Source organism: Streptomyces sp. NPDC006739, from assembly GCF_042869815.1.
Lineage (GTDB): Bacteria > Actinomycetota > Actinomycetes > Streptomycetales > Streptomycetaceae > Streptomyces.
In genome coordinates, this window is record NZ_JBIAGM010000050.1 from 1 (window position 1) to 26,568 (window position 26,568).

Annotated in this window: 23 protein-coding genes and 5 pseudogenes; 14 read left to right on the forward strand and 14 right to left on the reverse strand. The window is 68.3% G+C overall.

The window, feature by feature from the left end; translation table 11 throughout:
• A partial coding sequence (locus tag ACFYMM_RS42330) for a transposase (RefSeq protein WP_388397772.1) occupies positions 1-156 on the reverse strand: 156 nt, incomplete at its 3' end.
• 398 nt (positions 157-554) lie between these two features.
• On the opposite strand from ACFYMM_RS42330, the gene ACFYMM_RS42335 reads away from it, so the two are divergent.
• The 3 genes from ACFYMM_RS42335 to ACFYMM_RS42345 all read left to right on the forward strand — a co-directional run bounded on the left by ACFYMM_RS42335 (position 555) and on the right by ACFYMM_RS42345 (position 2,896).
• The gene (locus tag ACFYMM_RS42335; protein WP_388397722.1) at positions 555-1,565 is read left to right on the forward strand and encodes a NucA/NucB deoxyribonuclease domain-containing protein; all 1,011 of its coding nucleotides are present in this window, start codon (positions 555-557) and stop codon (positions 1,563-1,565) included.
• An 89-nt stretch (positions 1,566-1,654) separates the two neighbouring features.
• Positions 1,655-2,236, forward strand: a complete 582-nt coding sequence (locus ACFYMM_RS42340; RefSeq protein WP_388397724.1) for a hypothetical protein — start codon at positions 1,655-1,657, stop codon at positions 2,234-2,236.
• 66 nt (positions 2,237-2,302) lie between these two features.
• Complete coding sequence (locus ACFYMM_RS42345; RefSeq protein WP_388397727.1) at positions 2,303-2,896, forward strand: GNAT family N-acetyltransferase; 594 nt, start codon at positions 2,303-2,305, stop codon at positions 2,894-2,896.
• 432 nt (positions 2,897-3,328) lie between these two features.
• Here the strand turns inward: ACFYMM_RS42345 and ACFYMM_RS42350 are convergent, their stop codons facing one another.
• A complete protein-coding gene (locus tag ACFYMM_RS42350) occupies positions 3,329-3,643 on the reverse strand; it encodes a hypothetical protein (protein ID WP_388397729.1) in 315 nt (104 codons plus the stop codon).
• A gap of 571 nt (positions 3,644-4,214) precedes the next feature.
• Here ACFYMM_RS42350 and ACFYMM_RS42355 point away from each other — a divergent pair.
• Both ACFYMM_RS42355 and ACFYMM_RS42360 read left to right on the forward strand, forming a co-directional pair.
• A complete protein-coding gene (locus ACFYMM_RS42355) occupies positions 4,215-4,352 on the forward strand; it encodes a hypothetical protein (RefSeq protein ID WP_388397731.1) in 138 nt (45 codons plus the stop codon).
• A gap of 70 nt (positions 4,353-4,422) precedes the next feature.
• The gene (locus tag ACFYMM_RS42360; RefSeq protein WP_388397732.1) at positions 4,423-4,851 is read left to right on the forward strand and encodes a hypothetical protein; all 429 of its coding nucleotides are present in this window, start codon (positions 4,423-4,425) and stop codon (positions 4,849-4,851) included.
• Positions 4,852-5,773: 922 nt separating this feature from the next.
• On the opposite strand, the gene ACFYMM_RS42365 is transcribed toward ACFYMM_RS42360, so the two are convergent.
• Positions 5,774-5,932: a hypothetical protein gene (locus ACFYMM_RS42365; RefSeq protein WP_388397734.1), complete on the reverse strand. Its 159-nt coding sequence runs from the start codon at positions 5,930-5,932 to the stop codon at positions 5,774-5,776.
• A gap of 187 nt (positions 5,933-6,119) precedes the next feature.
• On the opposite strand from ACFYMM_RS42365, the gene ACFYMM_RS42370 reads away from it, so the two are divergent.
• A complete protein-coding gene (locus ACFYMM_RS42370; RefSeq protein ID WP_388397735.1) occupies positions 6,120-6,590 on the forward strand; it encodes a hypothetical protein in 471 nt (156 codons plus the stop codon).
• A 168-nt stretch (positions 6,591-6,758) separates the two neighbouring features.
• A pseudogene (locus tag ACFYMM_RS42375) lies at positions 6,759-6,953 on the forward strand (transposase); the annotation flags it as partial.
• Positions 6,954-7,022: 69 nt separating this feature from the next.
• Here ACFYMM_RS42375 and ACFYMM_RS42380 read toward each other — a convergent pair.
• Together ACFYMM_RS42380 and ACFYMM_RS42385 are read right to left on the reverse strand one after the other, a co-directional pair.
• Positions 7,023-7,619 (reverse strand): hypothetical protein, encoded by a 597-nt coding sequence (locus tag ACFYMM_RS42380; RefSeq protein ID WP_388397736.1) that lies wholly within the window; start codon positions 7,617-7,619, stop codon positions 7,023-7,025.
• 22 nt (positions 7,620-7,641) lie between these two features.
• Positions 7,642-7,758 (reverse strand): annotated as a pseudogene (locus ACFYMM_RS42385) (ATP-binding protein); the annotation flags it as partial.
• 380 nt (positions 7,759-8,138) lie between these two features.
• Between ACFYMM_RS42385 and ACFYMM_RS42390 the strand changes: the two are divergent.
• Entirely contained in the window at positions 8,139-9,014 is an 876-nt protein-coding gene (locus ACFYMM_RS42390) for an ISAs1 family transposase (protein ID WP_388397738.1), read from the forward strand.
• Positions 9,015-9,120: 106 nt separating this feature from the next.
• On the opposite strand, the gene ACFYMM_RS42395 is transcribed toward ACFYMM_RS42390, so the two are convergent.
• The 6 genes and pseudogenes from ACFYMM_RS42395 to ACFYMM_RS42420 all read right to left on the reverse strand — a co-directional run bounded on the left by ACFYMM_RS42395 (position 9,121) and on the right by ACFYMM_RS42420 (position 17,450).
• Positions 9,121-9,699, reverse strand: coding sequence for a hypothetical protein (locus ACFYMM_RS42395; RefSeq protein ID WP_388397740.1), 579 nt, complete (start codon positions 9,697-9,699; stop codon positions 9,121-9,123).
• A gap of 245 nt (positions 9,700-9,944) precedes the next feature.
• On the reverse strand, positions 9,945-12,440 hold the full coding sequence (locus tag ACFYMM_RS42400; protein WP_388397742.1) for an ATP-binding protein: 2,496 nt from the start codon (positions 12,438-12,440) through the stop codon (positions 9,945-9,947).
• A gap of 137 nt (positions 12,441-12,577) precedes the next feature.
• Complete coding sequence (gene istB / locus ACFYMM_RS42405; RefSeq protein WP_388397744.1) at positions 12,578-13,369, reverse strand: IS21-like element helper ATPase IstB; 792 nt, start codon at positions 13,367-13,369, stop codon at positions 12,578-12,580.
• A complete protein-coding gene (istA, locus tag ACFYMM_RS42410; RefSeq protein WP_388397747.1) occupies positions 13,369-14,904 on the reverse strand; it encodes an IS21 family transposase in 1,536 nt (511 codons plus the stop codon). Before istA ends, istB begins: the two co-directional genes overlap by 1 nt.
• 340 nt (positions 14,905-15,244) lie before the next feature.
• A pseudogene (locus ACFYMM_RS42415) lies at positions 15,245-15,957 on the reverse strand (IS5 family transposase); the annotation flags it as partial.
• Positions 15,958-16,121: 164 nt separating this feature from the next.
• Positions 16,122-17,450, reverse strand: coding sequence for a helix-turn-helix transcriptional regulator (locus ACFYMM_RS42420; protein WP_388397750.1), 1,329 nt, complete (start codon positions 17,448-17,450; stop codon positions 16,122-16,124).
• A 230-nt stretch (positions 17,451-17,680) separates the two neighbouring features.
• On the opposite strand from ACFYMM_RS42420, the gene ACFYMM_RS42425 reads away from it, so the two are divergent.
• The 6 genes from ACFYMM_RS42425 to ACFYMM_RS42450 all read left to right on the forward strand — a co-directional run bounded on the left by ACFYMM_RS42425 (position 17,681) and on the right by ACFYMM_RS42450 (position 24,517).
• Positions 17,681-18,970, forward strand: a complete 1,290-nt coding sequence (locus ACFYMM_RS42425; RefSeq protein WP_388397753.1) for an aminotransferase class III-fold pyridoxal phosphate-dependent enzyme — start codon at positions 17,681-17,683, stop codon at positions 18,968-18,970.
• Between the two features lie 145 nt (positions 18,971-19,115).
• Positions 19,116-20,360 (forward strand): hypothetical protein, encoded by a 1,245-nt coding sequence (locus tag ACFYMM_RS42430; protein ID WP_388397756.1) that lies wholly within the window; start codon positions 19,116-19,118, stop codon positions 20,358-20,360.
• 93 nt (positions 20,361-20,453) lie between these two features.
• Positions 20,454-21,776: a UDP-glucose dehydrogenase family protein gene (locus ACFYMM_RS42435; protein WP_388397757.1), complete on the forward strand. Its 1,323-nt coding sequence runs from the start codon at positions 20,454-20,456 to the stop codon at positions 21,774-21,776.
• Positions 21,777-21,845: 69 nt separating this feature from the next.
• On the forward strand, positions 21,846-22,307 hold the full coding sequence (locus ACFYMM_RS42440) for a GNAT family N-acetyltransferase (RefSeq protein ID WP_388397760.1): 462 nt from the start codon (positions 21,846-21,848) through the stop codon (positions 22,305-22,307).
• Positions 22,308-22,538: 231 nt separating this feature from the next.
• Complete coding sequence (locus ACFYMM_RS42445; protein WP_388397763.1) at positions 22,539-23,393, forward strand: SDR family oxidoreductase; 855 nt, start codon at positions 22,539-22,541, stop codon at positions 23,391-23,393.
• A gap of 137 nt (positions 23,394-23,530) precedes the next feature.
• On the forward strand, positions 23,531-24,517 hold the full coding sequence (locus ACFYMM_RS42450) for a helix-turn-helix domain-containing protein (RefSeq protein WP_388397766.1): 987 nt from the start codon (positions 23,531-23,533) through the stop codon (positions 24,515-24,517).
• 92 nt (positions 24,518-24,609) lie between these two features.
• Here the strand turns inward: ACFYMM_RS42450 and ACFYMM_RS42455 are convergent, their stop codons facing one another.
• The 3 genes and pseudogenes from ACFYMM_RS42455 to ACFYMM_RS42465 all read right to left on the reverse strand — a co-directional run.
• Positions 24,610-24,933: a hypothetical protein gene (locus ACFYMM_RS42455; protein ID WP_388397770.1), complete on the reverse strand. Its 324-nt coding sequence runs from the start codon at positions 24,931-24,933 to the stop codon at positions 24,610-24,612.
• Positions 24,934-25,583: 650 nt separating this feature from the next.
• Positions 25,584-26,093, reverse strand: a pseudogene (locus ACFYMM_RS42460) (glycosyltransferase family 2 protein); the annotation flags it as partial.
• Between the two features lie 312 nt (positions 26,094-26,405).
• A pseudogene (locus tag ACFYMM_RS42465) lies at positions 26,406-26,568 on the reverse strand (transposase); the annotation flags it as partial.

Genomic DNA, 26,568 nt, shown 5'->3' on the forward strand with positions numbered 1-26,568 from the left:
GTAGAAGACCGCGTTCACGGCCTCCCTCAGGTCACAGGACCCGGGATCGCCGGTCGCCGACCGCGCCACCCGGTCCTGCTTCCAGGCAGTGATCATCGGCTCGATCAACAGCCACTGCTCGTCCGATAAGTCGCTGAGGTACGGCTCTCTCTTCACACCCCGCATCTCAACATGGATATGCCCACCAGGCGGCTCGTACGGCGATCAGTACCACGATCGAGCGATCACGAACCGAGGAAGATCGGACTTAACGCTCACTGAGGAGTCTGACCGGCGTTTACCGGCCGACCCTGGCGTGCTGGTTGTGGCTGGATGTCTTCGGCGGGTGACAGCTGCCTGCTGGTCGTAGCGTTACTGCACTTGCGTACTAACGGCTATCCCTGGCTGAAACAGAGCAAAACGGGATGCATCCTGTGTGCCGGGCGTGCTTGTATGCCGCCAACGCGACGGGGGTGCGTCAACGGGGTGCGTCAAGTTGGCGGTGGCCCCCTGTCGGCTGCGTTCGACACAGGGGGTACAACTTGAAACTCAGAGCGCTGCTCACAACGGGGGCTGTGGCGCTGGGGCTGCTGGGAACGGCTGCTCCGTTGGCTCTGGCCGATCAGTCCGGTGCTGGGCAACTGCGTGTCACCATCAGGTCGGCTCAGCCGCAGGTGAAGGGCCTTGCTGTGGGTCCGGCATCCGATGCCACGTGTACCGTCAACAAGATCACGATCAACCGGTACAGCGAGTGTGAGTGGGTCACCATTCACGTCGATGTCATCAAGGTCATCAACGGCAGGCCCGAGATCGAGGGCACCGTCGACTTCGACGTCAAGCACCAGATGACCCTCAAGGCGAGCTCGGCCAACTGGTCGGAGAAGTTCCGCGTCTCCAAGGCGAGGACGACACGGGCGGGCAGCGGTGTCGCCGTCGAGATCGCCGCGGTTTCCGGCGGTGGTACCAAGGCCAGTGTGCACTTCGGGCAGGGGCACGTCCTCAGCAGTGGTGCGGCGGACGGCAGCGTCGGCTACGCGACCAGCGTCGCTCCGAAGAAGATCAACCCGAAGGCCAAGACGAAGTACACCTACACCTTCACCAAGCCCGGCTACACGCCCGGCACCGTCAGCTACGACTCGGCCGTCTACCGCTGCGACAACTACTACGGCAGCAGCCGGGCGAGTCGCGCCGGCTGCGCCATTCCGGAAGTCCCCACCGGGGTGAGCATGGTGGGCCTGGCCCGCATCGACGAAGGAATCCGCAAGCTCCGTGCCAACGGAGGCCACTACGGTGACCCCTCCGGTGGTCAGCCTCTGGAGTGGATGATCAACAAGGCGCAGGAGGACGCGAACCGGAAAGCGGTGTGTCCGCGTACCGCACCGCCGGACATGCAGCGCGCCGGCCGCACCTCGTGTGACGAGTACCCGTTCGCGTCCACCTACGAAGGCGGCACTCACCTTCCCGCGAGCCAGCGGGAGATCACCTGGGTGAAGGTCAGTGAGAACAAGGCCCAGGGCGGACGTATCACCGCGTGGCGCGGCCAGATGCACGTCATGGACCACGATCCCTTCTACGTGATTGCCTGACCGCGGCTACACTCGCCGCCAGGCAGGGTGCCCCGCATTCCCCAGTGTTTGGGGAGGCGGGGCACCCTCTGCGGTGAAGGAGGCTCTGCATGCTGCTTGGTGAAGTGACGTTCACCGTCGACCTCGGCGAACACGGCTATTTCATCGGCTTCGACGACGATTACGACTTCCCGGATGAGATGCCGTTCGGCTGGCGCTGCGGCCCTGCTAGCGAGTCCCTCGCCATCGTCCTTCCCACCACCGACACCGGGCCGCTGCAGCTGACGGTCCAGGTTCACGACGGCCCGCCCGCCCCGGAAGCCGATGACGGCTGGGAGCCCGCGGAGGAGATGAGCCTGCTCGCCGACGCCCCCGCCCTCTGCCTCGCCACCATCGGGCAGGGCGACTTCTGGGACGCCTGGCCCGAAGAGGAACAACCTCTGGAGGTGCCGCCTTCCGCCGGGGGCGGCGAGTGGGTACGCATGCGCCTGTACTGCCACGCCGACGACACGACCCCTGGCATCGGCGATCACGGAGAACGCCACCTGGTCCAGCTCTGGCGTGCGCCGGCCATGGACCCCGTGCATCCTCCGCTCAGCGACGAGGACCGGCAGGCGCGTGCCCAATACGCAGCAGACATGGCTTCGCCCGCTGAGGACTACACCACCGAGTACCCGGGTGGGCTTTGTTGATCGTCATGATGCACCGAAACGCTCGGAACGGCCATCATCCTGTCGAGGCTTTGGCATCATGCTCGGATGGTCGTTCCGATACCTCCAGTGCTGCCCGCAGGCCGGATGAGCGACGGTGAACAACCGGTACTCCGGCTCTCTGGAGGCGCCCAACTCCGGCCGTGGTGCCAGGACGACGCGCCCGCGCTGATGGCGGCCCACCTTGATCCGGCAATCCAGCGGTGGATGCTGGCCGCCCCTCTGACACTGGAGGACGCCCAGGAGCGGATTACCCGCTGGAGGGACCGCTGGCGGTCCGAGGAGCGGGCGGTGTGGGCGATCTGTAGCTCCGCTGGTGCCGATCCCGTCGGCATGATCGGTCTCGCGACCTTGGATCTGAAGGGGGGCAGTGCCGAGGTCTTCTATTGGCTGCTGCCCGCAGGCCGTGGCGCCGGGGTCATGCTCGACGCGACGCTCCGCGTGAGCCGGTGGGCCATTGACGAACTGGGCTTGCACCGACTGTGGCTTACTCACTCCGTTGCCAATCCGGCGTCATGCCGGGTCGCGCAGCGAGCGGGATTCGTCCTGGAAGGCACGATGCGAAGCGCCCTGCTGCATTCGGACGGCTGGCATGACGAGCATCTGCACGCCCGTGTCCAGGGTGACGCCTGGCCGCGGTGATGACGCCGGTCATCCGGCGGTGACTGCGGCTCTGGCGCTGGCCTCATCGACGATGACTGGTTGTCGGCGCAGGCGGGCAGCAGGGGCTGGAGGGCGAGGTTGTTGACCGCGCGGGCATATCCGCAGGCGGTGTCGTGGATGAGGGGGATCGCGTCGTCGGAGCAGAGGGTGCCGCTTCGTCAGGCCCCCTTCTTCAGGGAGAACGGCCGGTCTCGTCGAGGACGAGGACGCCGCCATCAGTGCCGTATTCGGCGTCGTAGGCACGTGGGTCGTCGCGGACCGCATCGGCGTCTGAGCGGGCGGCAGCAGAAGCGAACCGGGTCGGCAACCCGACGTCCGATGCGTCCCTGCGGTGATCAACACCGTGGGGCACTGTCCGTCCAGGTCCCGCGTACCGGGTCCTGAGATGGACCGCGTTCATGCGCTTCGGCCTCAGCCGGCCGCCCGCGACCGGCCGGAGATCGCGAATGCCGTGCGGCGAGGGCGGTCGTGTGGGAGTGTGGCGCTGTCCGGGCCCGCCGCTTTCCCCCGTAGCGGCGGGCCCGGCCTTGCCTCGGCGGGGTACTTCATCCGCACCGGGGTCACGCGCACCGGGGTCACGTCCAGCACCTCGGAGAAGGCGATCTGCTGCGCGTTGGCCCGCACGAACCTCTGTCCCCGGGCCAGCGCCGTCGGATCGGTCCAGTGGGGCAGCTTTCGGGCCGACTCCGGGAAGTCGCGCAGGCCGGCGGGCAGCCCGTCCGGCACCGGCTGTCCGTTGGTCGACCACCCCTTTCAACGCCTCGTTGACGGCCGCACCCTGACCCTGCCGGAAGACGTCGGCAATCACATCGTCGCGGGGCGGGTCGGCGAGCTGCGCCAGCTGCTCCAGGTACGCCTTCTCCTGCGGGGCGACCGAAGCCCCGCGGGGCGTGGAGCCGGCCCGGTCGGCTCGGTGGCGGAGGCCCTACCGGTTCCGAGGAGGCCGGCGGCGCCTGTCATCACGGCAGCACCCAGAATATGACGTCTCGCCAGATCATGGTTCATGTGGCGGTCCTTGCCGATCACGCCGCCGAGACCGAAGGAACTCCAGGAGATGCCCCCGTTCGGACCAGTGCCGAGCCGGGCCGATCGGCCCTGCGGCTACCTGCCGGAAGCGGCGCCCGGAGCCTGGCGGGTCGTCATCCGAGGCCGGCGAGGTCGGTTCCGCCGAGCTCGGGCAGCCGGGCGAAGCCGCTCGTGCAAGCCCGCTGGCTGCCGCCCCATGGCCCCACATCATGCCGGACAACCCCAGGTCCAACGCGGACAAACAACCAAATATCACTCACATTTGGAGCTCATGACACGTTCGAAGAACCGCCGGCCCGCCACCCGTCATGACGTGGGCAGAGTCCTCGCCACCGGCGAGGCGTACAGTCGCCCCGCCCACCACAAGAAGGGCACCAACCCCCGTCGCACCAAGGACCGGCAGACTTGACAACCTGGGCCATGTGCAGCGGGCACGAGGTCGATGGATTTCACGGGGTACGTCGGTGGATCTCAGCTCAGTGATCATCGCTGTGGCAGGCGTCGCAGGAACCCTGGGAGGAGCGCTACTCACCCAGCGCGGCTCCGAACGAGCGAAGCGCCTGGAGATAGAGCTCGTTCGAGACCATGAGGAGGTCCGCGAAAACCGTTCGCTGCGGCGCACCTGCTACGTGGAACTCAACCGGGATGCTCGGCAGTTCACCACCGCACTCAACCGCCACCTGCACGTCATGAGGGAACGCGGCGTGGAGGAGGCCGACAGCGACGCACTCGAGGGGGCAAAGAACGCGCACCGCGATCGATATTCCGAAGCACAGATGATCGCCCCAGAAGAAGTACTCAGGCGAGCGAGCGTCGTCAACCAAGCCCTGAACAAGGTCTACGGCCAGGTCAAGCGCCTCGAACTCGGTGCCCCCGAACCAGGCGAAACGATGGAGACCGCAGCATAGGCGCAGCACGAGGTCTGGGAGATGCTCCGAGCTATGAGAACCGCTATGCGCCATGACCTCGGTGTGTCGCATGAAGATTGAGGGATGACACTGCACTCCGTGCGGGCTCTCTTGTCTACCTCTACCAGCCGAAAATTATCGAGGCAGATGTTAAAACGCAATCTTCGCGTGCACACGCTAAGGCGTCCCGAAAGCGGTACGTCGAGATCAGCAGCCGTCAGCCCGAGCGGCCCAAGTTCGTGGCCGCCCTGGCCGCTCTGCGGCCGAACGACATCCTCACCGTGACGATAGCTTGACCGCCTCAGCCGGAACACGGTGGAGCTGATGACCAGTGCCCAGGACATCGGTGAACGAGGCCACTCGGGCTCGGGGATAGGTGGGGTGGATTGGAGTACGCTCCTGGTGCAGGCCATTTGCCGGAATCAATTACAGTCACCAGATTGCCCCCTGGAGTAATCAGTGAAGCAACTAGCTAGTGATGTAGATTGTGAGGGACCGTGAATTGGGGAAACTTTGCGGCGCGGATTGCCGTGGGGGTATTCTGCATCGGATGGGGTGCGCTCGCGAGATATACGAGCGGACGCCACCCGGATTCTTTCGGACGCTTTTGGCCCGAAGGCCTGAGGGGGCGAATTCGTAAAGTCCGCAATACTCGACGCCAAAAAGCCCTCGCCTTGCGGGTGATACCGATTAGCTTCTTTTCGGCTGGAGTAATTGTACTGGTCAATGCGTTTGTTTCGCTCATCGGCGCTTACCGGTAGCTCGTTAATTCCGCGGCAGTAGAGGTCACGTCTGTGTCCGTAGTGACGGCGTCGATCAGGGCCTGGAGCTCGGAGGGTGGGGTTTTGTCCGTCCAGGCTTCTGAACTTGAATGGGTGATGTCGGATTCGGCTGACGTGCGACCTCTCGTGCGTCCAACTCTTCAGCGGCGGTTCGGTTGTAGGCGCTCGATGCGGTCGAGGTCCCCGGCGAGCAGCTCGCGGTGGTGGATGGTGAAGTCTCCGTTGGGCAGGGTTTGCCCGCGGCCGTAGTGCTGGCCCACGACGGCGGTGGGGAGGAAGGCACGAAGGCGGTGGCGCATGTCCCGGGGGGTAGTCGACGGGTGTGCCCCAACCGGAGGGGGCCTGGTCGGTGGAGAGCAGGACCCAATGGTCTACGGGCACGGCGGAGTCGAGGTCCGGCGCCGCTCCGGTGTGGCTGTCCAAAGCCGGCACGGTCAGCCGGTCGGGGTCCAGGGGTGCGTACCACAGCAGCAGGGGCTTGGCGCGTTGAGCGTCGGCGTTGTCGAAGCAGCACACGGCGATGGTGTGGTCGGGGAAGTGGTCGGCGTAGAAGCGCAGGAGGACCGGGTCGAGGTTGGGGCGCCGGTGCGGCGGCACCTGTCGCAGCGCGGCGGGAACCGCGGTGGGGTCGGTGGCCAGGAGGACCGTATAGACATCGTGGTCGAAGACCTGGACGGGCTGGGGTTCCCCGCCCATCCACGCGATGCCGTCGGCTGCAGCAGCGGCGGACTCGACGGCGGCGACCATGCGGTGCAGCACGTCTCCGGTGCGTCCGGCGGAGAGGAAGTGCCGGGGGGTGAGCTGCCTGGTGGGCAAGTGCAGCAGCATGGCGTTCGGGCCGTCCGCCAGGTTGGCGGCGGTGTTCTGGTAGCCCAGGACGTGGATGAGTCCGTGCTCGGGGTGGTGCTGCCGCCCGCAGTACACGATCGTGCCGGAGAACGCGGCCTCACTTGTTGAGATGCACACGGCGGAACGGTATAGCCTCTGTCCGGCAGCGCCGACAGGATTCTGCCCGTCGAGGACCGCTACCGCCGGTGGACGGCGTTTGGAGTCTGGATGCCAGGCCGACTAGGAGCTGTCCGGCCGATCATGTGACTGTCGCCTGGTCGGATCGTTGTCCCGTGCATGGGGCGGGGTGGACGCGGTGATCTGTCGGACGCGGAGTGGGAACGGCTGCGGCCGTTCCTGCCCGTCAGCAATGGTCGGTGCGGGCGGTAGCGCGACCACCGGCAGGTGATCGACGGGATTTTGCACCGGGTGCGGACCAGGGTGCACTGGCGTGATCTGCTGGAGCGGTTCGGGCCCTGGAAAGCGGTGTCGACGTACTCCAGTGACTGCTCCACCGAGTACGGAGATGTCTGCACCAGCGTGAGGGCGGGATGGTCGGCGTCATCTCGTGGGCATGGCGGGGGCGGGGAGGTGAACCTCCAGCACGACTGCGGTGCCGGCCACGGTCCGGTCCTCGTGCATGTTGATCTGCTGGCCGGTTTGTACGTGCGTCCAGTGAGTGGGAGTGAGGGGAACGAGGCGGACAGTAGCCCGGCCGCCGGGCTCTAGAAAGGGCACGTCCTCGACCCAGAGCCCGGCGATGCTCACCGCAGTACCCCCGGTCGGCGAGAGGTTCCCGATGTCCCACATGGGTCGCAGAACCCCGTGACCGGAGATTGGTGTCCTGCGTCGAGCCTCCGAGGGTGGACGAAGCGTCAGATCCGCCCGGATCATTCCGTTTCGGATCTCGGAACACCGCCAGTGGCACCAAGCCACGCTTCGCTCAAGGCCGAGTTGCTCAGCCGCCTCGGCAAGCTGCTCCCAGAACGTCAAGGGCAGCGGTTGCCCGTCTCCGAGCTCCTCCAGCAGGTTCAGCGCGATCTGCCATTCGTCGTGGGCGAGATAGTCCCAGACGTCTTGCACCGAAATGTCGTTCTCGGTAGCGACCTCTTCCGGGACGAGGAGGGAAGCCGATTCGAGCAGCTCAGTGACATCCATGCGGTCATTGTCGACCTCGTTTTCAGGCTGCGTCGTCCCGCTCTCGTTCGATGGCGGCCAGCCGGTTCTTGAGCCGGTAACTGGGACCGTTGATGGAGATCACTCCGCAGTGGTGGAGGAGGCGGTCGGGGATGGCGGTGGGGTGAGGGCTGAGGATGCGGCGAGTGGTAGGGGTGCCGCCTCGGGTCCACTGGCCCATCTGTCGATCAGACCTTGAGGTTTTGGCACCTTCGGAGGTTTTGGGATTCGACACGCCCCGGTCGCACGTGGGACAACCAGCCATGCAAGGCCACTTCGTCGAATCCCAACTATCCCAATCCCAACGCCACGAAGTCCTTCACCACCACCAAACCGCCCTGACCTGCCGAACACCCGTCGTGTCTGGCAGACGTGGGTGGCAGGCGGGGCTGCGGCGTTGCTGTGACCGGGGGACGATGCAGGGAAGGTTCCCGTGATCATGGAGTGCTCTACGCCCCGTGACCTGCCTTGAAGACCGTGCCTGCCGGCGCATCATCCCTGATGCCGCCTGCCCTTGACCGGCTCCGCGAGCAGTCCGACCTCGGGTCCGGGGAGGTGCCCGGCCTGCTGGAGCGGCTGGCTCAGGTGCCGGATCCGCGCGATCCGCGCGGCGTGCGCCATGCCCTGGCCGTCGTGCTCACGTTGACCGCGTGCGCGGTGCTGACCGGCGCGACCTCGCTGCTGGCGGTCGGCGAGTGGATCGCGGACGCGCCGCCGCACGTGCTGGAGCGACTCGGCATGCGCCCCGATCCAGTACTGCCCCGGAGGCTGGTGCCCTCGGAGGCGACGGTCCGCCGGCTGCTCGCCCGCATCGACGGTGATGCCCTGGACCGGGCGGTGGGAGGATGGCTTGCCGACCGCCGGCCCGAGAGCACCGGGCTGCGCGGACTGTCCGTGGACGGCAAGTCCCTGCGCGGTGCTGCGAAGGCCCAAGGGCGGAGGATCCACCTACTCGCCGCGGTGGAGCACACCACCGGGCTGGTCCTGGCCCAGCTCGACGTCGGCGAGGAGACCGGTGAGGTCACCCGCTTCCAGCCGCTGCTCGACACCGTCGACCTGGCCGCAACCGTGGTAACCAGCGACGCGCTCCATACGCAACGCGAGCACGCCACCTACCTCCTGGGCCGAGGGGCCCATTACATTGCGATCGTCAAGGGCAACCAGAAGAAGTTGCGCAAGCAGCTGAAGTCCCTTCCCTGGAAGGACATCCCGTTCCAGGGCCGCACCCGGGGCACCGGCCACGGCCGCGCGGAGATCCGCCGGATCAAGGTCGCCACCGTGAACAACTTGCTCTTCCCCGGCGCCCGCCAGGCCGTCCAGATCAAGCGCCGCCGCACCGACCCAACTACGCTGTGTCCCCATGCGCGCGGCCGTTGACGTACAGCTCGCCGTCGACGCCGCCGACCGCGACCAGCACCCCGCGCCGGGAGATTCCGGCCGGGCACTATCGGCTGCGCCCCCACCTTGGCGGGCGCGGCCTCTGTCAGGCGCAGTAGCCTCCGCCAGCGTTGTTCTGCCAGCCGCCGTCGCTGAAGGTGTGGCTGTTGCCGGAGATGTAGCAGGGGTGGGGGCCGTAGTGCAGGCCGCCTGCCTGGTCGATCTGGGCGACATTCAGGTCGACGCGGGGGTAGAAGGCCTTGGGCGCGGCGTAGTTGTTGCCGTTCGGGTCCTTGTCGATGGTCACGACCTGCGAGGTGGTGTAGGAGCCGTTGGCCGTCATGTTGAAGGGCACGTAGCCGAACATCTTGCTGTTCTCGTCCTCCAGGTAGACGCGGCCCTCGACGTGGGCGTCCAGCCACGTCGCGCCGGTCATTGAGTTGCGGTCCTCGGGGCTGTTCCAGTGGATCTCCGCGTAGACGCCGCGGCAGTCGGGGAAGTAGCCCAGGTAGAGAATGCCGAGGTCGTCGCCGATGTTGTTGATCGTGCTCAGTGTGAGCGGGTGGCTGACCATAATCGGCCTGGTGGTGCTGCCGCAGCCACTGGCGGGGACGGCACTGGCGGTTCCGGTACTGGCCATGCCGAGGCCTGCGGCGATGGCGAGGGCGGCGGCTGTGTAGGTCATTTTGCGGCCAAGAGTGCGAAGACGCATTGAGGTCCCCCTGTGAGGTCTGACGTCGCGTTGCCGCTTGGGTCAGCCTTGCGCTGAGCGGCAGGACCATGCTGCGCAAGGACACCGAGTGAAGTCCCGTTTTCCGGTCAAGTCCGGTCACCGGGCTCGACGGCAAGGCTCCTCGATCGAGTCGATCAAGATGTGACCGGCGCGAGGATGGCAGACGGTCGATCACTTCATCTGCTTCACCATGAAGGTCAGTGATCCGGACCGGTTGCCGGCAGCGCCGCCATACCTACCGCCAGGTCCTTGCGGAGCGGGCTGTTGGGGTGGATGCGGAACCGGTCGACGATCGCGAGCGCGTTCCGGTAGTGCTTGCGCGCACCGTCGAGATCGCCGACCTGTCGGCAGATGTCGCCCAGCGCCGTGAGGGCGGTGGCCTCGTTGTGCGGTCCGCTGTCCTTGGCGATCTCGAGACCCCGCTCGATCGTCGCCAGACCGCGTTCTGGGTCGCCGGATCCGGCGTGAGCGAGGCCGATCAGTACGAGGTTCTCCCCTTCGGTGTTGCGCTTCCCGCGCTTCCGGGACAGGGCGAGCGTGTCGGTGAGTACTGTCAGCGCGCGAGGGAAGTCACCGCGGTGAATGTAGACCTGGCCCAGGTTGCAGGCTGCGGCGATGTGCGCATCGGTGTTGCCGTTCTCCTGGGTGACCGTGATCGCCTGTTCCAGCATCTCGATTGCTTCGGCGCGCCGGCCCAGTTGGTCAAGGTATCCGCCGATGTTCCCGAGAACGGCGCCTTCCCGCCAGCCGTCGCCGCGCTCGCGCATGATGGCGAGGGCCTGTTCAGCGACCTCCAACGCTGCAGCGACGTCGCCGTGGTTGAAGTGGAGGACCGCGATGTTCGCCAACGCTACCGATTCCCCACGGTGATCGCCGATCTCGCGGTAGAGCGCCGCTGACCGTTCATGGAGGTCGAGCGCTTCGGTGAAGTGGCCTAGGTTCTCGTGGGAGATGCCGAGCTGATTGAGGATCTGCGCCTGCCGCTCTGTGTCGTCCGCAGGCACGGCCGCCAGCGCCGCCGTGTTCAGCTCCAGCGCATCGAGGTACCGGCCGGTGTTCTGCAGGTGCTGCCACAACAGGATGGACGTCGGCACCGGATCAGCCACGCCGGCGACCGCGAGGCCGAGGATGTTGCGGTGCTCGGCATCCAGCCAGGACTGCGCATGCGTGGTCCCGGTGAACGCCGGCGGCGGGGTCACCGACTCGAAGATCTCGAAGTTCCGGTGCTTCGCGTGCGGAAACAGCATACCCATCGCCGCAGCCGTGGCCGCCACGTAGAATCGGCCGAGCCGGATCTCCGCAGCCCGGTGGGCGTCGGCGGCCTTGCCTCCGTCGACCGTCTCGGCGAACTCCGCAGCAAGCAGACGCAGCAGGTCGTGCAGTTCGTACCGGCCTGCCGCCTTGGACTCCAGCAGGTATTCGTCCACCAGAGATTCCAGCACGGACTCCGCCTGGGCCGGCTCCAGGCCGGCGGCCGCAGCCATGGCCGCAGCGGTGAAGCTCGAACCGGGGAACAGCGCCGCCCGGCAGAACACCCGCTGGGCGGCCTTCGGGAGCGCGCGCAGGGACAACTCGAACAGGGATCGGACGCCGTGCCTGCCCGCGCCCCCCGCGCCGGCCGGCTCCACCGCGTCGAGGCCGGCGGACTCCAGCCGGTCGGCGAGGTCGGCGAGCCGCCAGGTGGGACGCCGCAGCAGCTGGCCGCCCGCCAGCGCCACGGCTAGCGGCAGGTGGCCGCACAGTCTGACGACGTCCGCGGCAGCCTGCAGCTCGGCCCGCGTCCGGTCTTCGCCTACAATTCGGGCCAGCAGGTCCAGTGCCTCGTCCTCGCGGAACAGGCCGAGCTGGCAGGGGACGGCGCCGGCAAGCCCGGTCAGGCTCCGGCGGCTGGTGATCAGCACCAGGCACGACGGGCTCGCCGGGATCAGGTCCTTGACCTGGTCCTCGCCGGCGGCGTTGTCCAGCACGATCAGCGCGTCCTTGCCGTGCAGGTGGTTCCGGAACATTGCTGCTCGGTCATCAAGGCTGTCCGGTATCGCCTGGGCCGGAACACCGAGTTGCCGCAGGAATGCGTCCAGTACCGCGGACGGATCCACCGGTGGGCGGTCCGGGTCGAATCCGCGCAGGTTCACGAACAGCTGCACGTCGGTGAACCGGCCCGCGCGGACCAGCTCATGCGCCGCGCGCACAGCAAGGCGGGTCTTCCCGATGCCCGCCATACCCTCGATGGCCGAGACCACCACCGTCGGCGTCGGCCCCGGCGCGTCGTCGACCGCCAAGAAAAGGCCGCGGAGTTCCGCCCCGCGGCCGGTGAATGTGGGCAGGTCGGCCGGGAGTTGACGGAACACTCCGGTCGGCCCGCCGGCCTTCGCGTCCCGCTGAATACGCAGATAAGCCTGGCGCCAGCCGTCGACTGCCCCCTCGTCCAGCCCCAACGCCTGGACGACAGCGACCAGCAGGTCCAGGTCCAGCCGCCGCCTGCGGGGCTGGAAGACCTCCCCGACCGTGGACTGGCTCACCGCGCGAGGCGGCCGCATCAGCGGCCCGACACGACGGGCCAGCGTCCGATACGACGGCTTCCCCACATCCGTCCGCAGCTCATCCAACAGCGCGATGAACCCTGGCAGATCAACCGCTCCCGCCGGATCCGGTAGATCGCGGTTTGTTATGTCGTACGACTGTTCCCCCGACATAGAACCAGTTTACCGGCGACCAGGGTGTCAACGGCCAGTGAGTCGTCCCCGCGTGCGGCCAAGAGACGTCCCCGCTGGTGGCAGGCGTGAAGCCCCCACTGGCGGCCAGATATCTCCCCGCTCTTGGTTGACGTGGATCAGCTGAAGGGCTTCACCCCCTGTCCGGATGTGGCCTCGGTGAGCCGGTAGCTGTCACCCTGGGTGACGACGATGTGAGCGTGGCGCATGAGCCGGTCGACCGTAGCTGTGGCCAGGGTCTTGGGCATGATCTCGTCGAACCCGGAGGGGTGGAGGTTGCTCGAAACCGCGATCGAGCGCCGTTCGTATGCGGCATCGACCAAGCGGTAGAAACCCTCGGCGGCGTCCGGCGAGACGGGCAGGAGCCCGATGTCGTCGACGATGATCAGGTCCGAGCGGATGATCCTTGCGAGGGCTCGGGCGATGGAGTCGTCCGCGCGATGCCGTCGGACCAGGGCGCCCAGGTCCTCGATGGTGAACCAGGAGACGGTCAGGCCGGCCTCGACCGCGGTCTGCCCGAGGGCCTCGGTGAAGTGGCTCTTTCCCGTGCCCGAGGGTCCACAGATGCAAAAATTCTCCCGACGGGCGAGCCATTCCAGAGTCTTGAGCGGGTCCTGAGTGGCCCTGGGGATCGAGGACTTGCTCTCCAGCCAGTCGCCGAAGGTCTTGCCCGTGGGGAACCCGGCCCGCTTGCGGCGCGTGTGCAGGTTGGCCCGGTCGCGGCCGGCTGCCTCTTCGGCCAGAAGGACGCGGACGACCTCAGCCGGGTCCCAGCGTTGGGCCTTCGCGGTCGGGATGAGATCGGCCAGCACCCGTCGCAGGTGCGGGAGTTTGAGCCGCTTGGTCAGCTCGATGGCCTCGGCGAGCGGGTCGCCGTTGGTGCCGTGAACGGTGCGAAGAGGGGTGGCCATCAGGCGAGATCGCTTTCGTCGTACTCGGTGACGTCGTGGACGGTGCGGGCGGTGCCGAAGGTGGACCAGGCGGAGGTGCCCGGCTGCAGGGAGTGCTCCTCGCTGCGGCGGACCGGCTCGGTCTGGCCGTGGGCGGCCTGGTAGTCGAGGATCGAGAGCAGGTCCTTGTCCGCGAAGCGGGCGGTGACCGCCGCGGTGCCCAGTGCGCGGTCGACTTCCGCTATCGAGTAGAGCTTTGACAGGGCGACGGCCTCGGCCATCTTCGTCTTGATCCGTCTCACTCCGGCGGCCGCCGCCTCCACCAGCCAGGACGCGGCGCCGGGCCCGAGCTGGAGGAATGCGGCCTCCTCCGCCGAGGTGGCCTTCGGCGTGCGGTCGGCTTCCCTGTCCTCGCGCGGCGGGTAGTGGGTGTCCTCCAGGACTGGGGTGCCCGGGGTGCCGCGGCGGTGACGGGCGACCTCGTGAGCCGAGCCGTACTCGTCGACGGCGGTGACAATGAGTTCGTCGCCGTGGAAACGGGCCCAGACCCGGGTGTCGATCAGCTCGTGAGGGACCGAGTAGCGCACTCCCTCGACCGAGATCGTCGCCTCCCAGTTCACCCGCCGGGTGGTGCCGAACGCCGCGGTGAACGGGCGGCGGGTCAGCGGGTGCAGCCTCTGCTGTTCCTCGGCAAGACGTTCGACGGGCTTGCGCCGAGTCGCCTTGTGCATACGGGAGTTGACCTCCTCGCAGAAGCTGCGGCAGGCCGCTTCCAGCTCGGCGAACGTCTTGTAGTGCTCGCGCAAGTTCACGTCTTTCGGCACCAGATCGGCTTTCGCGATCTTCACCGTCGACTCCGAGCCGCCCTTCGTCTCCGGGTCCGCCGGCAGGCAGGTACGGATGGTCGTGCCGTAGCGCCTGGCGACCTCGACGATCTCCGGGTTGCGGACCGCGATCCCCGCGACGTGGTCGGTGGTGACCGTCTTCTCGTTGTCGGTGAGCACGTAGGCCGGGATGCCGCCGATCCTGCGGAACGTCGCGTCCAGACACGCGGTGATCGTCGGCAGTGTCTTGTCCCAGATTGGGATCACGACGCGGAACCGGGACCAGGCCAGCCAGGCGCAGAACAGCGTCGTCTTGCGTCCGCCGATGACCGGTCCGTCGCCGAAATCGTATTGGAGCCAGAGTCCCGGCTCGGTCACCCACGGCCGGTAGACCCGCCGCCGACCGGCCCTGAACTGGGCCTTTGCCTCGGCCACGGTGCGGCGGGTGGTGCGTTCCCCGCCGGTGAAGCCCATCGCGACGATCCTCTTGTGGACCACGTCCGCGCGGATCCGGCCCTGCGAGCGGACCACCAGTTCCTCGATCTTCGGCAGATAGTCGTCGATCGCGCGGGCCCGGTGCCGGCGCTGTTCCGGATGCTGGCCGGCTGCCCGCATCTTCACGTACCGGGCCACCGTGTGGTGGTCGCACCCGGCCAGCTCGGCCGCGGCACGGTAACTCCCCGTGAGGTCGTACGCCTCCAGGATTTCCATGATCTCCCTGCTGTTCTTCACCCGCTCCAGCGTCGCCGAGCGGGACTACTCGGGGGGAGCGGGGAGATATCCGGCCGTACTCGGGGAAGCCCGTGGCCGCAAAATGCGCCGTAGATGGCCGCACATGGGGAGCGTGTCATGACCGCCGTCACCAGGGTTGACCCATTAGGCAGTGTCCTGGCAATCAGGAGCCGAAGGCCGCTTGCACCTGAGATGAGTTCGGCCCGGCGGACGTTGATGGTGGTGGCGCGCAGGTTGAGGCCGGCCAGGAGCTGGTGGGCGCAGTCGATTTCCGCGGTGGCTTGGTCGGGGGCGTAGAGAGCGATGGCGAATGCGCGCAGGGCCTGGTTGTGGGCGGCACACGGGGCTTGGATGCCTCGCTGTCGAAGCCGGGTGAGCGGCCGCCGAATCGGCCTCGCCGCAGGCGGTGGCCGGCTTGGTCGGACGGCTGTGGCATGACTGCACGGATTCCTCGGCGGCGCAGGTAGGTGCGGATGGCGCGCGAGGAGTACGCGCGGTCGGAGAACGGCCAGGGGCCGGGTCCGGGGCCTGCCCGGGCCCCTGCGGGGCACGCCGATGCGGGACATCACCGTCTCAAAGGCGGGTGCATCACCTGCCTGGCCTGCGGTGACAGTGAAGGCGGGGGCCGTGCTTGGCCGTCCGCGGCCAGGTGGACCTTGGTGCTCAGCCCGCCGGGGGAGCGTTCGAGCGCGTGATCGGAGGGCTCGCCGGAGTAGGCCTCCTTTTGAGTGCTCCGGCGGCGTGCTGGTGGGCCTGGACGACCGTGGAGTCCACCGACACCGTCCACTCGATGTCATCGTTGGCGTCCGCCGACGACAGGATGGCGGTGAGGATCATCTCCCAGGTGCCTTCGACGGCCCATCTGGTCAGCCGCTCGTGAGCGGTCTGGAATGAGTCGAGCTCGTCGGGGAGGTCTCGCCACGGCGAGTTGGTGCGGTACTTCCACGCGACGGCCTCAAGTGTGCGGCGGTGGTCGGCCCATCGCCGCCCGCGGACCGGATCCGCCGGCACGACTTCCCGCTGATCCTGCAGGCGCTGCAGGAGGCCGCCCACGTCGAGGACGGCGGCCGTCTCCCGGTCGCGGCTCTGCTGGGCGACGGTAGGCAGTAGCGCCTGTGCGTGGAGTTGCACGGACCAGGCTGGCGGGGCGTCAGTCACACCCGAAGGCGGTGGCTCACAGGTCCCTGTTCCAGGCCGAATCCGTTATCCCGGCATGCTCAGCACAAGTGCAGGCGGTCCAGGAACTCCGGCACCCCGTCGACTGATTTGTAGGGCCGGAACGCCGGTCCCAGGCCTCGGACCAGGGTGACGCATCGGTCAGCTCCGATCCGCTGTGCCACGTCCAGCGACTCGTTGGAGACAGCGAGGGCCTGTTCGACCTCCCGAGTCTGGAGCAGAGACCGCGCCTCGTACGTACGGAACACGCCGCGCGTCTTGTCCCGCGAGCGCGGCAGCAGCGACAGCCCTTCTTCGATCTGGGTTCGCGCCTCCTTTGTGCGGCCGAGCTCGAGCATGCACTGACCGGAGTCCACGGCCAGATCGGCGGTGCTCATCCACCGGCACCAGGACGGCGCCGGGTCCCGCGTATCCGTCAGCAGCGTCGCTTCGGCAGCCTTCAGATCGGTGCGGCAGGCGATGGCGTCGCCCATTGCGGCGTGTGCGCGGGCGCGGCGCAGGTGGAGCGCCGACCGCGCCATGGGGTGCCGGGTGTGGATGAGGGCCTGGCTCAGCGGTTCGAGGGCCGACTGCGGCTTCCCGAGCCAGATCGCCTGGTACGCGAAGTCCGACAGGACCCCCGCGCCTTGGTCCCGGTCGCGTGCGGTGTGCGCGTTGGACAGCGCGGCGTTCCACAGTTTCCCGGCCGCGTAGTGCTGGCCCTGGTCGAAGCGGTACCAGCCGCACGTACTGGCCAGGGACGATGCCAGCAGGTGCAGACGGTGCCCTGTTGCCTCGTTGAAGCGGCCTGCTTCCAGCAGGTCGGTGACGGTCTCCAGGTGTGCTTCGGTCAGTTTGATCATGTGCTGGCGCTGCTCCGTCGGGAGCGTCGACAACTTCGTGCCGGTCTCCTCCAGCCAGCTCATCAGTTCCCCGTCGACACGAGTGCTGCCCTGGGTCGCGGTCGTGAGGCGTTCGGGTTCCAGGTCGGCCCATTGCGAGGCGAGCCCCGCCAGGGCGAGCGCGCTGTAGGTCAGGAAGGTTCGGCGTTCGCGGTCCATCACGGCTCTCTGTGCGTCTCGAAGGGTGTGGACGGTATACGCCGGCCCGAGTGGCAGCGGTTCCTTGTGGCCGGGCAGCCAGTGAGGCCACGGATAGCGCTCGAGGTCGGAGAGGGGCACGTCGAAGGCGTCAGCGAGGAGGAGCTGCGATTCGGCGTCGGGTTTCTTCCGGTCGTGTTCCCACCGGCTGACGGCTGCCTTGTCCGTGCCGCACCGAAGGCCTTCCGGGCGCATCCGCGCGGCCTGCTGCATCCGGGCCACCAGATCGTTCTGCGACCAGCCGCGCAGGAACCGTGCGTACGCGAGGGGATGCCGGATCGGTTCGTCCACGGCATCAACCCCATCATCGGCAGGTACCTGGAGGCTAGCGCGTGTGCGCCCGGGACAACCCCGGGACAACAGTCAACGCCTGGATAGCGAACAGGAGTTGGGCTGTACTCGTCATCTCCGGAAGCGTTCGACGCATACCCGGGCACCTCCCGCACACAAACTGACCCGCCGCTGCGCTCTCGCGCGTCCGACGGGCACGTCTAGAAGGAACTTTTGTTGTGAATCGCCACATGTCCCGTCGTGGACGGCTGCTGACGTCATCCAGGCCGTTGCCGGACTTCGATGTCGTGGGATCGAAGGGTTCCTGGCTGCACCTCGCTGACGGCCGCAGGGTCTTCGACGGATCGAGCGGGCTTCTGTGCGTGAACGTGGGGCAGGGCAGCCGCAAGGTCTTCTCCCGCATCGAGCAGCAGTTCTCCCGCTTCTCGTTCGGTGGTGCCGCCGTCGTCCAGCCTCACATTCAGCTGGAGTTGATGGACCGCCTGTGCCGCGCGGTGGGCCGTCCGGAGGACTCCGTCGCGCTGACCACGTGCGGGACGCTCGCCGTGGAGGTCGCGGTGAGCCTGGCACGGAACGTCACGCGGGTCCGCGACGGGAAACGCCGCGGGGACATCCTGACGTCCGACCTGAGCTATCACGGGATGAGCGCGCTCACTCTCTCACTGGCCGGGAACCATGCCCGCCGGCCGCGCCCGGAGGACGCGCTCGGTCTCCACCCGGCCTTCCCCGCGCCTTACCCGCCGACACACGGCCACGAAGGTCGTGGGTGTGATGTCTCGTGTGCCGACGAGGTGGCGGTCGCGATCGATAGCAGGGGAGCGGAGAACGTCTGCACGGTCCTGATCGAGCCCGTCAACGGCACCACGGGTGGCGCCTATGTGCCGCCCGACGGATACCTGCGACGCGTGTCGCAGATCTGCCGCGAACGGGACGTCCTCGTCATCCACGACGAGGTGCTGACGGGGCTGTGGCGCACCGGCACCCCCCTGGCCAGCCGCCACTGGGACGGCGCCGAGCCGGACCTATGCATCCTGTCCAAGGGGCTGGGGGCCGGTTATACGAGCGTGGGGGCCGTACTGGTGTCGCCCGACATCGCACCGCTGATCCGACACGAGGACGCGGACCCGCTGCCCGCAATGGGCACCATGGCCACCCACCCCCTCCAGGCGGCTGCCTGCCTCGGTGTCCTGGACGAGCTGGAGGCCATGGACCTCGACGCGTTCATAGCGCGTGGGGAGCGGCTCGGAAAGTCTCTGCGGGCTCTGGCCGCCTTGGAACCGGTGCGGGAGGTTAGGGGGCTCGGGCACCTGTACGGGGTCGAAGTCGAGCCCGGCCTGCTCTGGCCCCTGATGGAGGAGGCCGAGAAGCGCGATGTCTTCTTCTACCCGTTCACCGGAGCTGGCCACCCGCGCAGCGAGGGCCTGGTCGTCGCCCCTGCGCTGACCTCGACGGACGAGGACATCACATTTCTGACTGCGGCGCTCTTCGACGCGGTGACCGCCCTGAACCCACACAGCTAGGCCGAACCACCAGCCGACACCGGCATCAACATGGGCTCCGCCACCCGAAAGGCGCCTCACGCGTCTCGCTGACCACGAAGCACCTGTGCCACCAGACCGCCGCGTGCGTACAACGCGTACCGGCACAGCATCAAGGAGGACCACCGTGTTCCTGCCCCACCCCGTGATCGACTCCCTGCACCCCGAGCAGGTCCGTATGTGGGACGAGCACTTCTCCCCGGAAGCTGGCGGACAGCGTCGCCCGGCCATCGAGGAGGGCATCTGGAGGCGTACCCAGGACCCGGCCAACCGTGAACTGTCCGGGTGGACCGAGGACGAGTCCGGGCGCCGCCGCGTCGTGCACTACCGGCTCCACTACGGCCTCGACCGGACCCAGCCGATGGAGCGCCTGGTGCTGGAGGAGCTGTATCTGTACGTGTCGTGGCTGGCTCCGGCTGCCGAGATCGCGGACCACCGGCGGGACCTGGACAAGTGGCTCACCTACGGCCGGTGGAAGCCCACCGGCAGCCAGGACGGCACCCGGCGCCGCGGCGACCTCTACGCCACGATCGCCGAGTACACCGTCCACCCGCAGGACGAGCGCGCTGACCGGGACACCCCCGAGGGGTTCACCTCCCTCGACGTCACGATCCGCTCCGAGGGCTACAGCCTCGCCCGGGCCGCACGGAACCTGCCGTGGGACGTGCTGGCCGGCGGGATGCGCGTCAAGGAGCAGCGCGGCAACCCGACCTACGCCGACGATCTGTCCGGCCTGCTGGACCATCTGCCGTTCGTGGTGGAAGCCGGATGCGGAACCAGCATCGAGGCCGGTATCCAGCCGCTGCACTGGCTGCACGAGGTCTACCGGGTCACCGCCCGCGCGGGCAACGACCTCACCCAGGGCTATGCCTTCACCCTCACCCCGGCCGACGACATTCTGATCAAGGAGGTCCTGACCGACACGCAGCGCAAGGTCGACGACATGGTGTCGATGTTCCGCTCCCTGGTCCTCGCCGAGCCGACCACCGCGCACCGGGTGCTCAAGGCCTTACACGACGCAGGACACATGGTCGGACCGGTGGCCACCCACAACTTCGACCGCCTCTTCGCCCGGGCCGGACTGGACGAGGCGTTCATGCGCCGCTACGACCAGCGCACCCCGCACATGCCGTTCCCCGACGACGCCAAGGCCCTGCTCGTCATCGGTCTGCACGCCGACCGACGCCAGGTCCAGGCCCGCGCCCGCCAGCGCGGCGTGCCGATCTTCTACCTCGACACCGAGGGCGTCACCGAGCACGGGGTCCACAAGCCCTACCTCATCGAGGGCGCCCGGGAGGGCGACGTCGTAGTCCGCTCCCAGGCCACCTCCGCCCTGCTGCGCCTGGCCGAACTCCTCAACGTCCACGTCTGATTGATGCCAAGGCACCCAGGGCGCCGCTCTCGCACCGATAGCGTCTGAGGGCACATCGGGCATGGTGTGCCCCCGACCAGACAAGGACCTGCAATGCGTGTTTCCGTGATCGGCTGTGGTCACCTCGGCATCCCGCACGCGGCGGCGATGGCCGAACTCGGCCACGAGGTCATCGGCGTCGACGTCGACCAGGCCAAGGTCGACCGGCTCAACGCCGGCGAATGCCCCATCTACGAGGCTGGTCTTCCCGAACTGCTGACCCGCCACACCGCGAGCGGGCGTCTGCGGTTCACCACCAGCATCAGCGAGGCCGCCGCCTTCGCCGAGCTGCACTTCATCGGTGTCGGCACCCCCATCGACGCCGACGGACGCTCCTACGACACCGGCCAGGTATACGGCGCCATCCGTCAACTCGCCCCTCACCTCGACCGGCCGTGCACGATCGTCGGGAAATCGACCGTCACCGTCGGCACCACCCGCCAGGTCACCGCGCTCGCGCAGCGTCTGGCCCCCGCCGGTGAACGCGTCGACGTCGTCTGGAACCCGGAGTTCCTCCGCGAGGGACACGCCGTCGATGACACCCTGCGCCCGGACCGTCTCATCGCCGGTCTCACCACCCCCGAGGCCGAGAAAGCGATCCGCGCCGTCTATGCCCCCATCCTGGACGCCGGTGTCCCCCTGTTCGTCACCGACCCGCAGACCGCGGAACTCGCCAAGGGCGCCGCGAACACCTTCCTCGGCCTGAAGATCAGCTACATCAACGCCGTCGCGGACATGTGCGAGGCCGCCGGCGGCGACGTCTCCCAGATCGTGGACATCCTCGGCATCGACCCGCGCATCGGCAGCGGCGGCATGCGGCCCGGCATCGGTTACGGCGGCGGCTGCCTCCCCAAGGACGTCCGCGCTTTCACCGCCTCCGCCCGGCAACTGAGCGCCGACCAGGCCGCCGCTCTCCTGCGCGCCGCCGAGGAGATCAACGAGACCCGTACCGACGTCGCCCTGGGCCTCATCACCCGCGCCCTGGGCGACCGTCCTGTCGAGGGCGCCCGGGTCACCGTGTGGGGTGCCGCGTTCAAGCCCGGCACCAACGACGTCCGTGAATCCCCGGCTCTCGCTCTTGCCCAGGCCCTGCAGCAGGCCGGCGCCACCGTCACCGTGCACGACCCGCAGGCCGTGGCCACGGCCATGATCCGCAATCCAGAGTTCGACTACACCGACGATCTGCCCGCCTCCGTCGACGGCACGGATCTCGTTGTCCTGGCCACCGAGTGGCCCGAGTACCAGCAGGCCAGCCCCGCAACCCTCGTGAACCGCCCCGCCAACCCCCTGCTCATCGACTGCCGCACCACCCTGGACCCCGAACCCTGGCGGGCGACGGGCTGGACCGTCCACCAGCTCGGACGACCCGGAAAGTAGAACCAGGCCCCTGAGCGGCATAGCCCGCAAGGCGGCAGCAACCCTGAAAGGTCATGGAGGTATCGCGCTGTGAACACTGACGCCGTTGTTCTCCGTCGTGCGGGCGCCGCCGACGCGCTTCCCGCGGCCGATGTCTGGCTGCGTTCCTGCGACACCGCGCTGCCGTCCGTGCGCCGTGCGCACGACGACACCGAGGTCCGGGACTGGTTCTCACGCGTGCTGGTGCCGCAGTACGAGACCTGGGTGGCCGTCACCAAAAACAGTGTGGTGGGGGTCTTGGTGCTTAACGGCGGGGAGCTGAAGCAGCTCTACCTCGATCCAGCCTGGCGCGGGCGAGGGCTGGGCCATCGGTTCATGGCTCTGGCCAAGCAGCGGCAGCCGGACGGGCTGACGCTGTGGACGTTCCAGGTCAACCAGGCGGCGCAGCGGTTCTACGAACGGCACGGCTTCATCGAGGCCGAGCGAACGGACGGGCACCGCAACGATGAGCGAGAGCCAGACATCCGCTACGTCTGGCAGCCCCAGAAGTAACACCGGGCGAGGAGAGTGATCAGGCCCGGGGAGGGGCCGACCGCCCCGGGCCAAGCGATCCGCCACGCCGGGACCAAGCCGGCACACCGGCGGCGAAGGCGATCATCCGAACCCGGGGTGACCGCCTTCACCGTTGAGCCCTGGCGCCCAGCAGGCCGGACTCCACCAGCTCGAGCGAGTCGGAAACCGGTCTCCGCCGATGCCGACTGGAACCGGTCTACCGTGTCGCGCATGAAAGCTTTGATCATCGGCGGCAGCGGCTTCCTGGGCGCCGAGCTGATCCGGCAGGCGCAAGCGGCCGGGCACACCACGGCCGCGACGTACTACGCGACCAAGCCCGACGACGCCTCCCAGGCCGCGTGGTATCGCCTTGATCTGAGGGATATGAAGCGCCTGGACGCCGTCATGGCCGAGTTCAGCCCCCATCTCATCATCAACGCCTCCAGCAGCAAGGCCGACTGGGCGGTTACGGCGCAGGGCCCGGTCCGGCTCGCGCTGGCTGCAGCGCGGTGCGGCAGCCGCCTGGTTCACGTGTCCAGCGATGCGGTTTTCTCCGGTGCCCGAGTCCACTACGACGAGACCTGCATGCCCGACCCCGTCACTCCGTACGGAGCAGCCAAGGCGGCGGCGGAGACCGCAGTTCTCGCCGTGCATCCCAAGACTGTCATCGCCCGCACGTCGCTGATCGTCGGCGATGGGCATTCCGTACATGAACGCGCCGTGCACGAACTCGCTGCCGACGTCCGCAGCGGCGTCCTGTTCACCGACGACATCCGCTGCCCCGTGCACGTCGCCGACCTGGCCGCCGCCCTTCTGGAACTGGCGTCGTGCGATGCGTCCGGTATCCACCATCTCGCAGGGCCCGACGCTGTCAGCCGTCACGAACTCGGCATCCTCATCGCCCGGCGCGACGGTCTCGACCCATCCCGGCTGCCCAAAGGCCTGCGAGCCCACAGCACACTGCCCGGCGCCCTCGACGTGCGCCTCGACAGCCGGGCAACCCAGCGGAAACTGAGCACCACACTGCGCGGCGCCCGGCAGCTTTGCACTGCCACCACTGTGACCGCCCAGCCCATCAGCCCATGAGACGGGCGGCCCCCGGGCGAGGAGCGGTGGCCCGGTTCGGCAGCCCCGAACGCGGTGCCGGCTTGGTGGGCATGTGTTTCACTGTTCTGCCGTAGGACAGAGTTGACGTGGCACTGCCAAGGAAGTGGGAGCCTGCCATGCAGCCTTCACACGGGGAGCCGGACTCCTCCGCCGGGCCCGTGGAGCACTTCGCCGCGGGCTTACGGCGGCTGCGCGAGCAGGCCGGGTCGCCCGACTACCGGTCCATGGCTCGCCGGGCGGGGTGTGCGCACAGCACCCTGTCCACGGCCGCCGCAGGCCGCAAGCTGCCCACCCTGGAGACCACGCTGGCCTTCGTCCGGGCCTGTGGCGCGGACGTCCAGGAGCAGGCTCGCTGGTCGCGCCGGTGGAAGCAGGCGCACGCCGGGCTCGCAGAACTGGAGCACGAGCGCGGCACCGGCACCGCCCCGACAGCCGTGACCCCGCCGACGCCGCCCCAGGACGATTCCGACGGTGAGAAGGCCCGGACCGCGGCGCGGACGCGAACCCGGTCGTGGTGGCGCGGCAGGCGGGCTGCAGTTCTCGCCATCGGGGCCGGAGCCGTGGCAGTGGCGGCGATCGGCGCGGACACGCTGCCCGGCGCGCGGAGCAACCCCGCTCCTGCGGGCGGCGCACGCCCGGTCGTCCACGGACCCGCGTCCCCGTCGGCCGCGACGCACTCCGCGCCCTCCTCGGCGACCCCGGCGGAACCCGAACGGCGCCACGGTCCGCTGGTCATGGCACCCGGCACGGTGGTGGATCTCGACTCTCTCGCCTCCGACTGGAACGTACGGAAGTCGCCGGGCTCCCCGCACCACGACGTCGAGTTCACCAACAGCGACCACGCGCTGACCGGGCTGGGCAACGCGGACATGGCAGTCCTCCCGGCCGGGGACGTGGGCACGTTCAGCCAGTGCGCGCTCGAACAGGACTACGGCGTCGAACTGCACGCCGCCGCCATCCGCCCCGGCGTACTGCTGTGCGACATCACCAGCGACAACCGGGTCGCCATGCTGCGCGTCACCGATGTCCAACGGAACGCGGACGGCACGCCCGACCAGGTCACCTTCGACGCCGTCGTCTGGGTGCGCACCCACCGGAACTAACGGCCGACGGGCCCTCTACCGAGCCCTGCCCAGCCGCGGTGCGCGGCAGAGCAGGGCCCTGGTGAGTGCGGCGGGCCAGCCTGATCTCAGGCTCAGAAGGGGTTGTGTACGTGCATGTCGTAGTGCTTCTGGCTCGGGTTGTACGTGCAGAAGTGATAGCGGAATGGCCAGCCAGAGTTAGGAAGGTTGTCCAACGTGGCCTGGTCCTTGAGGCAGTCGGCGCAGGTTTTGTATGTGACGCCCGTCCACGGCTCGTTCCGCGCGGCGGTGTTGTTGCAGTCAAGTTGGCTCTTCGGACTGGCCGTGATCTTGGCGGTCAGGGGGGTCGCGCCGGCAGAGGGAGCCATCGCGCCGCTGAGCGCGATGGTGAGCACCGCCGTCAGGGCGGCGAAGACAGCCTTCTTCGAGACGTTCAAAGGGAACCTCCTGGCTACGGATCAGGGAGCGCGTGCCGGATGAGCACCCGCGCCGGAAGTGAACGGCCGTGGTCGGCCGTCCCTCCGGCCTGAAAGAACAGCTGTTCACGTGGTGTTCGACAACGGCTGTCGAACATCGACCAGACCCCGTGCGAGCGGCAGGGTCCTGACCTGCTCGTTCGCGGGGACGGCCCGAACGCGCTTTCTCGGCTGGTTTGTTCTGGAGAGCCAGAACAAACCGATTTACTTAGCGCTACCGCCCGATAGGGCCGGGCGCCGCCGACCTACGGGTTTCCCCTGGAGGGGATGTTGTTTTTTTCGGCGAGAACTACTGGGACCCCCTCATCGCTGGCACACACGTCGGCGACGAGGACGCGGTGCGTACCAGGCATACGGAGGAGTGCGACCAGCATCCGCCGCGTCGCCGACCTCATCGCCGCCCACTACCCCGGCACCCAGCTCCGGGAGACGCCGATGCCGCCCGGCGACCCGCTGGGCGGTTGCGCCAGCACCACCCACATGGAACACGTCCTGAGCTGGCGGCCGCGGGTCACGCTGGAGGACGGAATCGCCCGTTACGTGCGCTGGCTGCGCGAAACTCCGTCCGCCCTGCCCACCTGGTTACGCGAGGAAGCTGCGGCGAAACCGGGCTAAATCGCCGGGGGCCGCCCGAGCCGGGTCATCCGGACCACGGTCTGCCACCGCATCGGCGCCCGCCGCCCCCCAGAGGAGCGCACGCCCTCCCAGAAGCCGCCGGCCCAGGCCCGCAAGCCTCCGAGCGACCGGGTCCGGGCCAGCGTCAGCGCCGTCCACACGCCCAGATAGGCGGGGACCAGCGGGGCGGGCAGGTGCCGCTTGGCCAGCCACACCCGGTTACGGGCCGTCATCCGGAAATACACCGCATGCCGCGCCGGCGACGTCTTCGGATGCTGCAACAGCAGCGACGGCTCGTACACCACCCGCCAGCCCGCATCCAGCGCCCGCCAGGCCAGATCGGTTTCCTCGTGCGCGAAGAAGAACTCCTCCGGCCAGTCCCCGACCTCGTTGAGCATGCGCATGGACAGCGCGTGCCCGCCGCCCAGGAACGTCGTGACCTCACCGCCGCGCATGGGGTCCTTGGCCCGCAGACGGGGAATGTGCCGCCTGGTGGCTCGTCCACTGGCCGGCTCTGCACACCCAGGCCCTCGCCCGGATCGAGCACCGCATCCACCCGACTGCCCCAGGACGCTGCGGGCTCCGACGTAGGCGTTGGTGACCTCGCAGTTGAATCCGACCGACGCGCCGGGGCCGAGAACGGTGTGGCCGCGGACGGTGGTGAACTCCCACACCCGCGCACCCGGACCGACGATCACGTCCTCGCCGATGATCGCGGTGGGGTGGATCCGGGCGGTCGGCGACTACCTGAGCGCACCCACCGGCCCGGACCTGGCCGCCACCGCATACGCGAGCCTGGAGAGCAGTGACCTAGCCTCCTGCTCGTCCAGGTGCTTGGCCATCGCACTGACCTGGGACTTCGACAGCTGGGTGACGCCGAGGGACGCGGCGAGCTTCTCAACTCTGCGCGTGCTGACGCCGAGCAGGTAGGCGGTGGCGACCACTGAGATGAGGGCCTGCTCGGCCCGGCGGCGGCGTTCC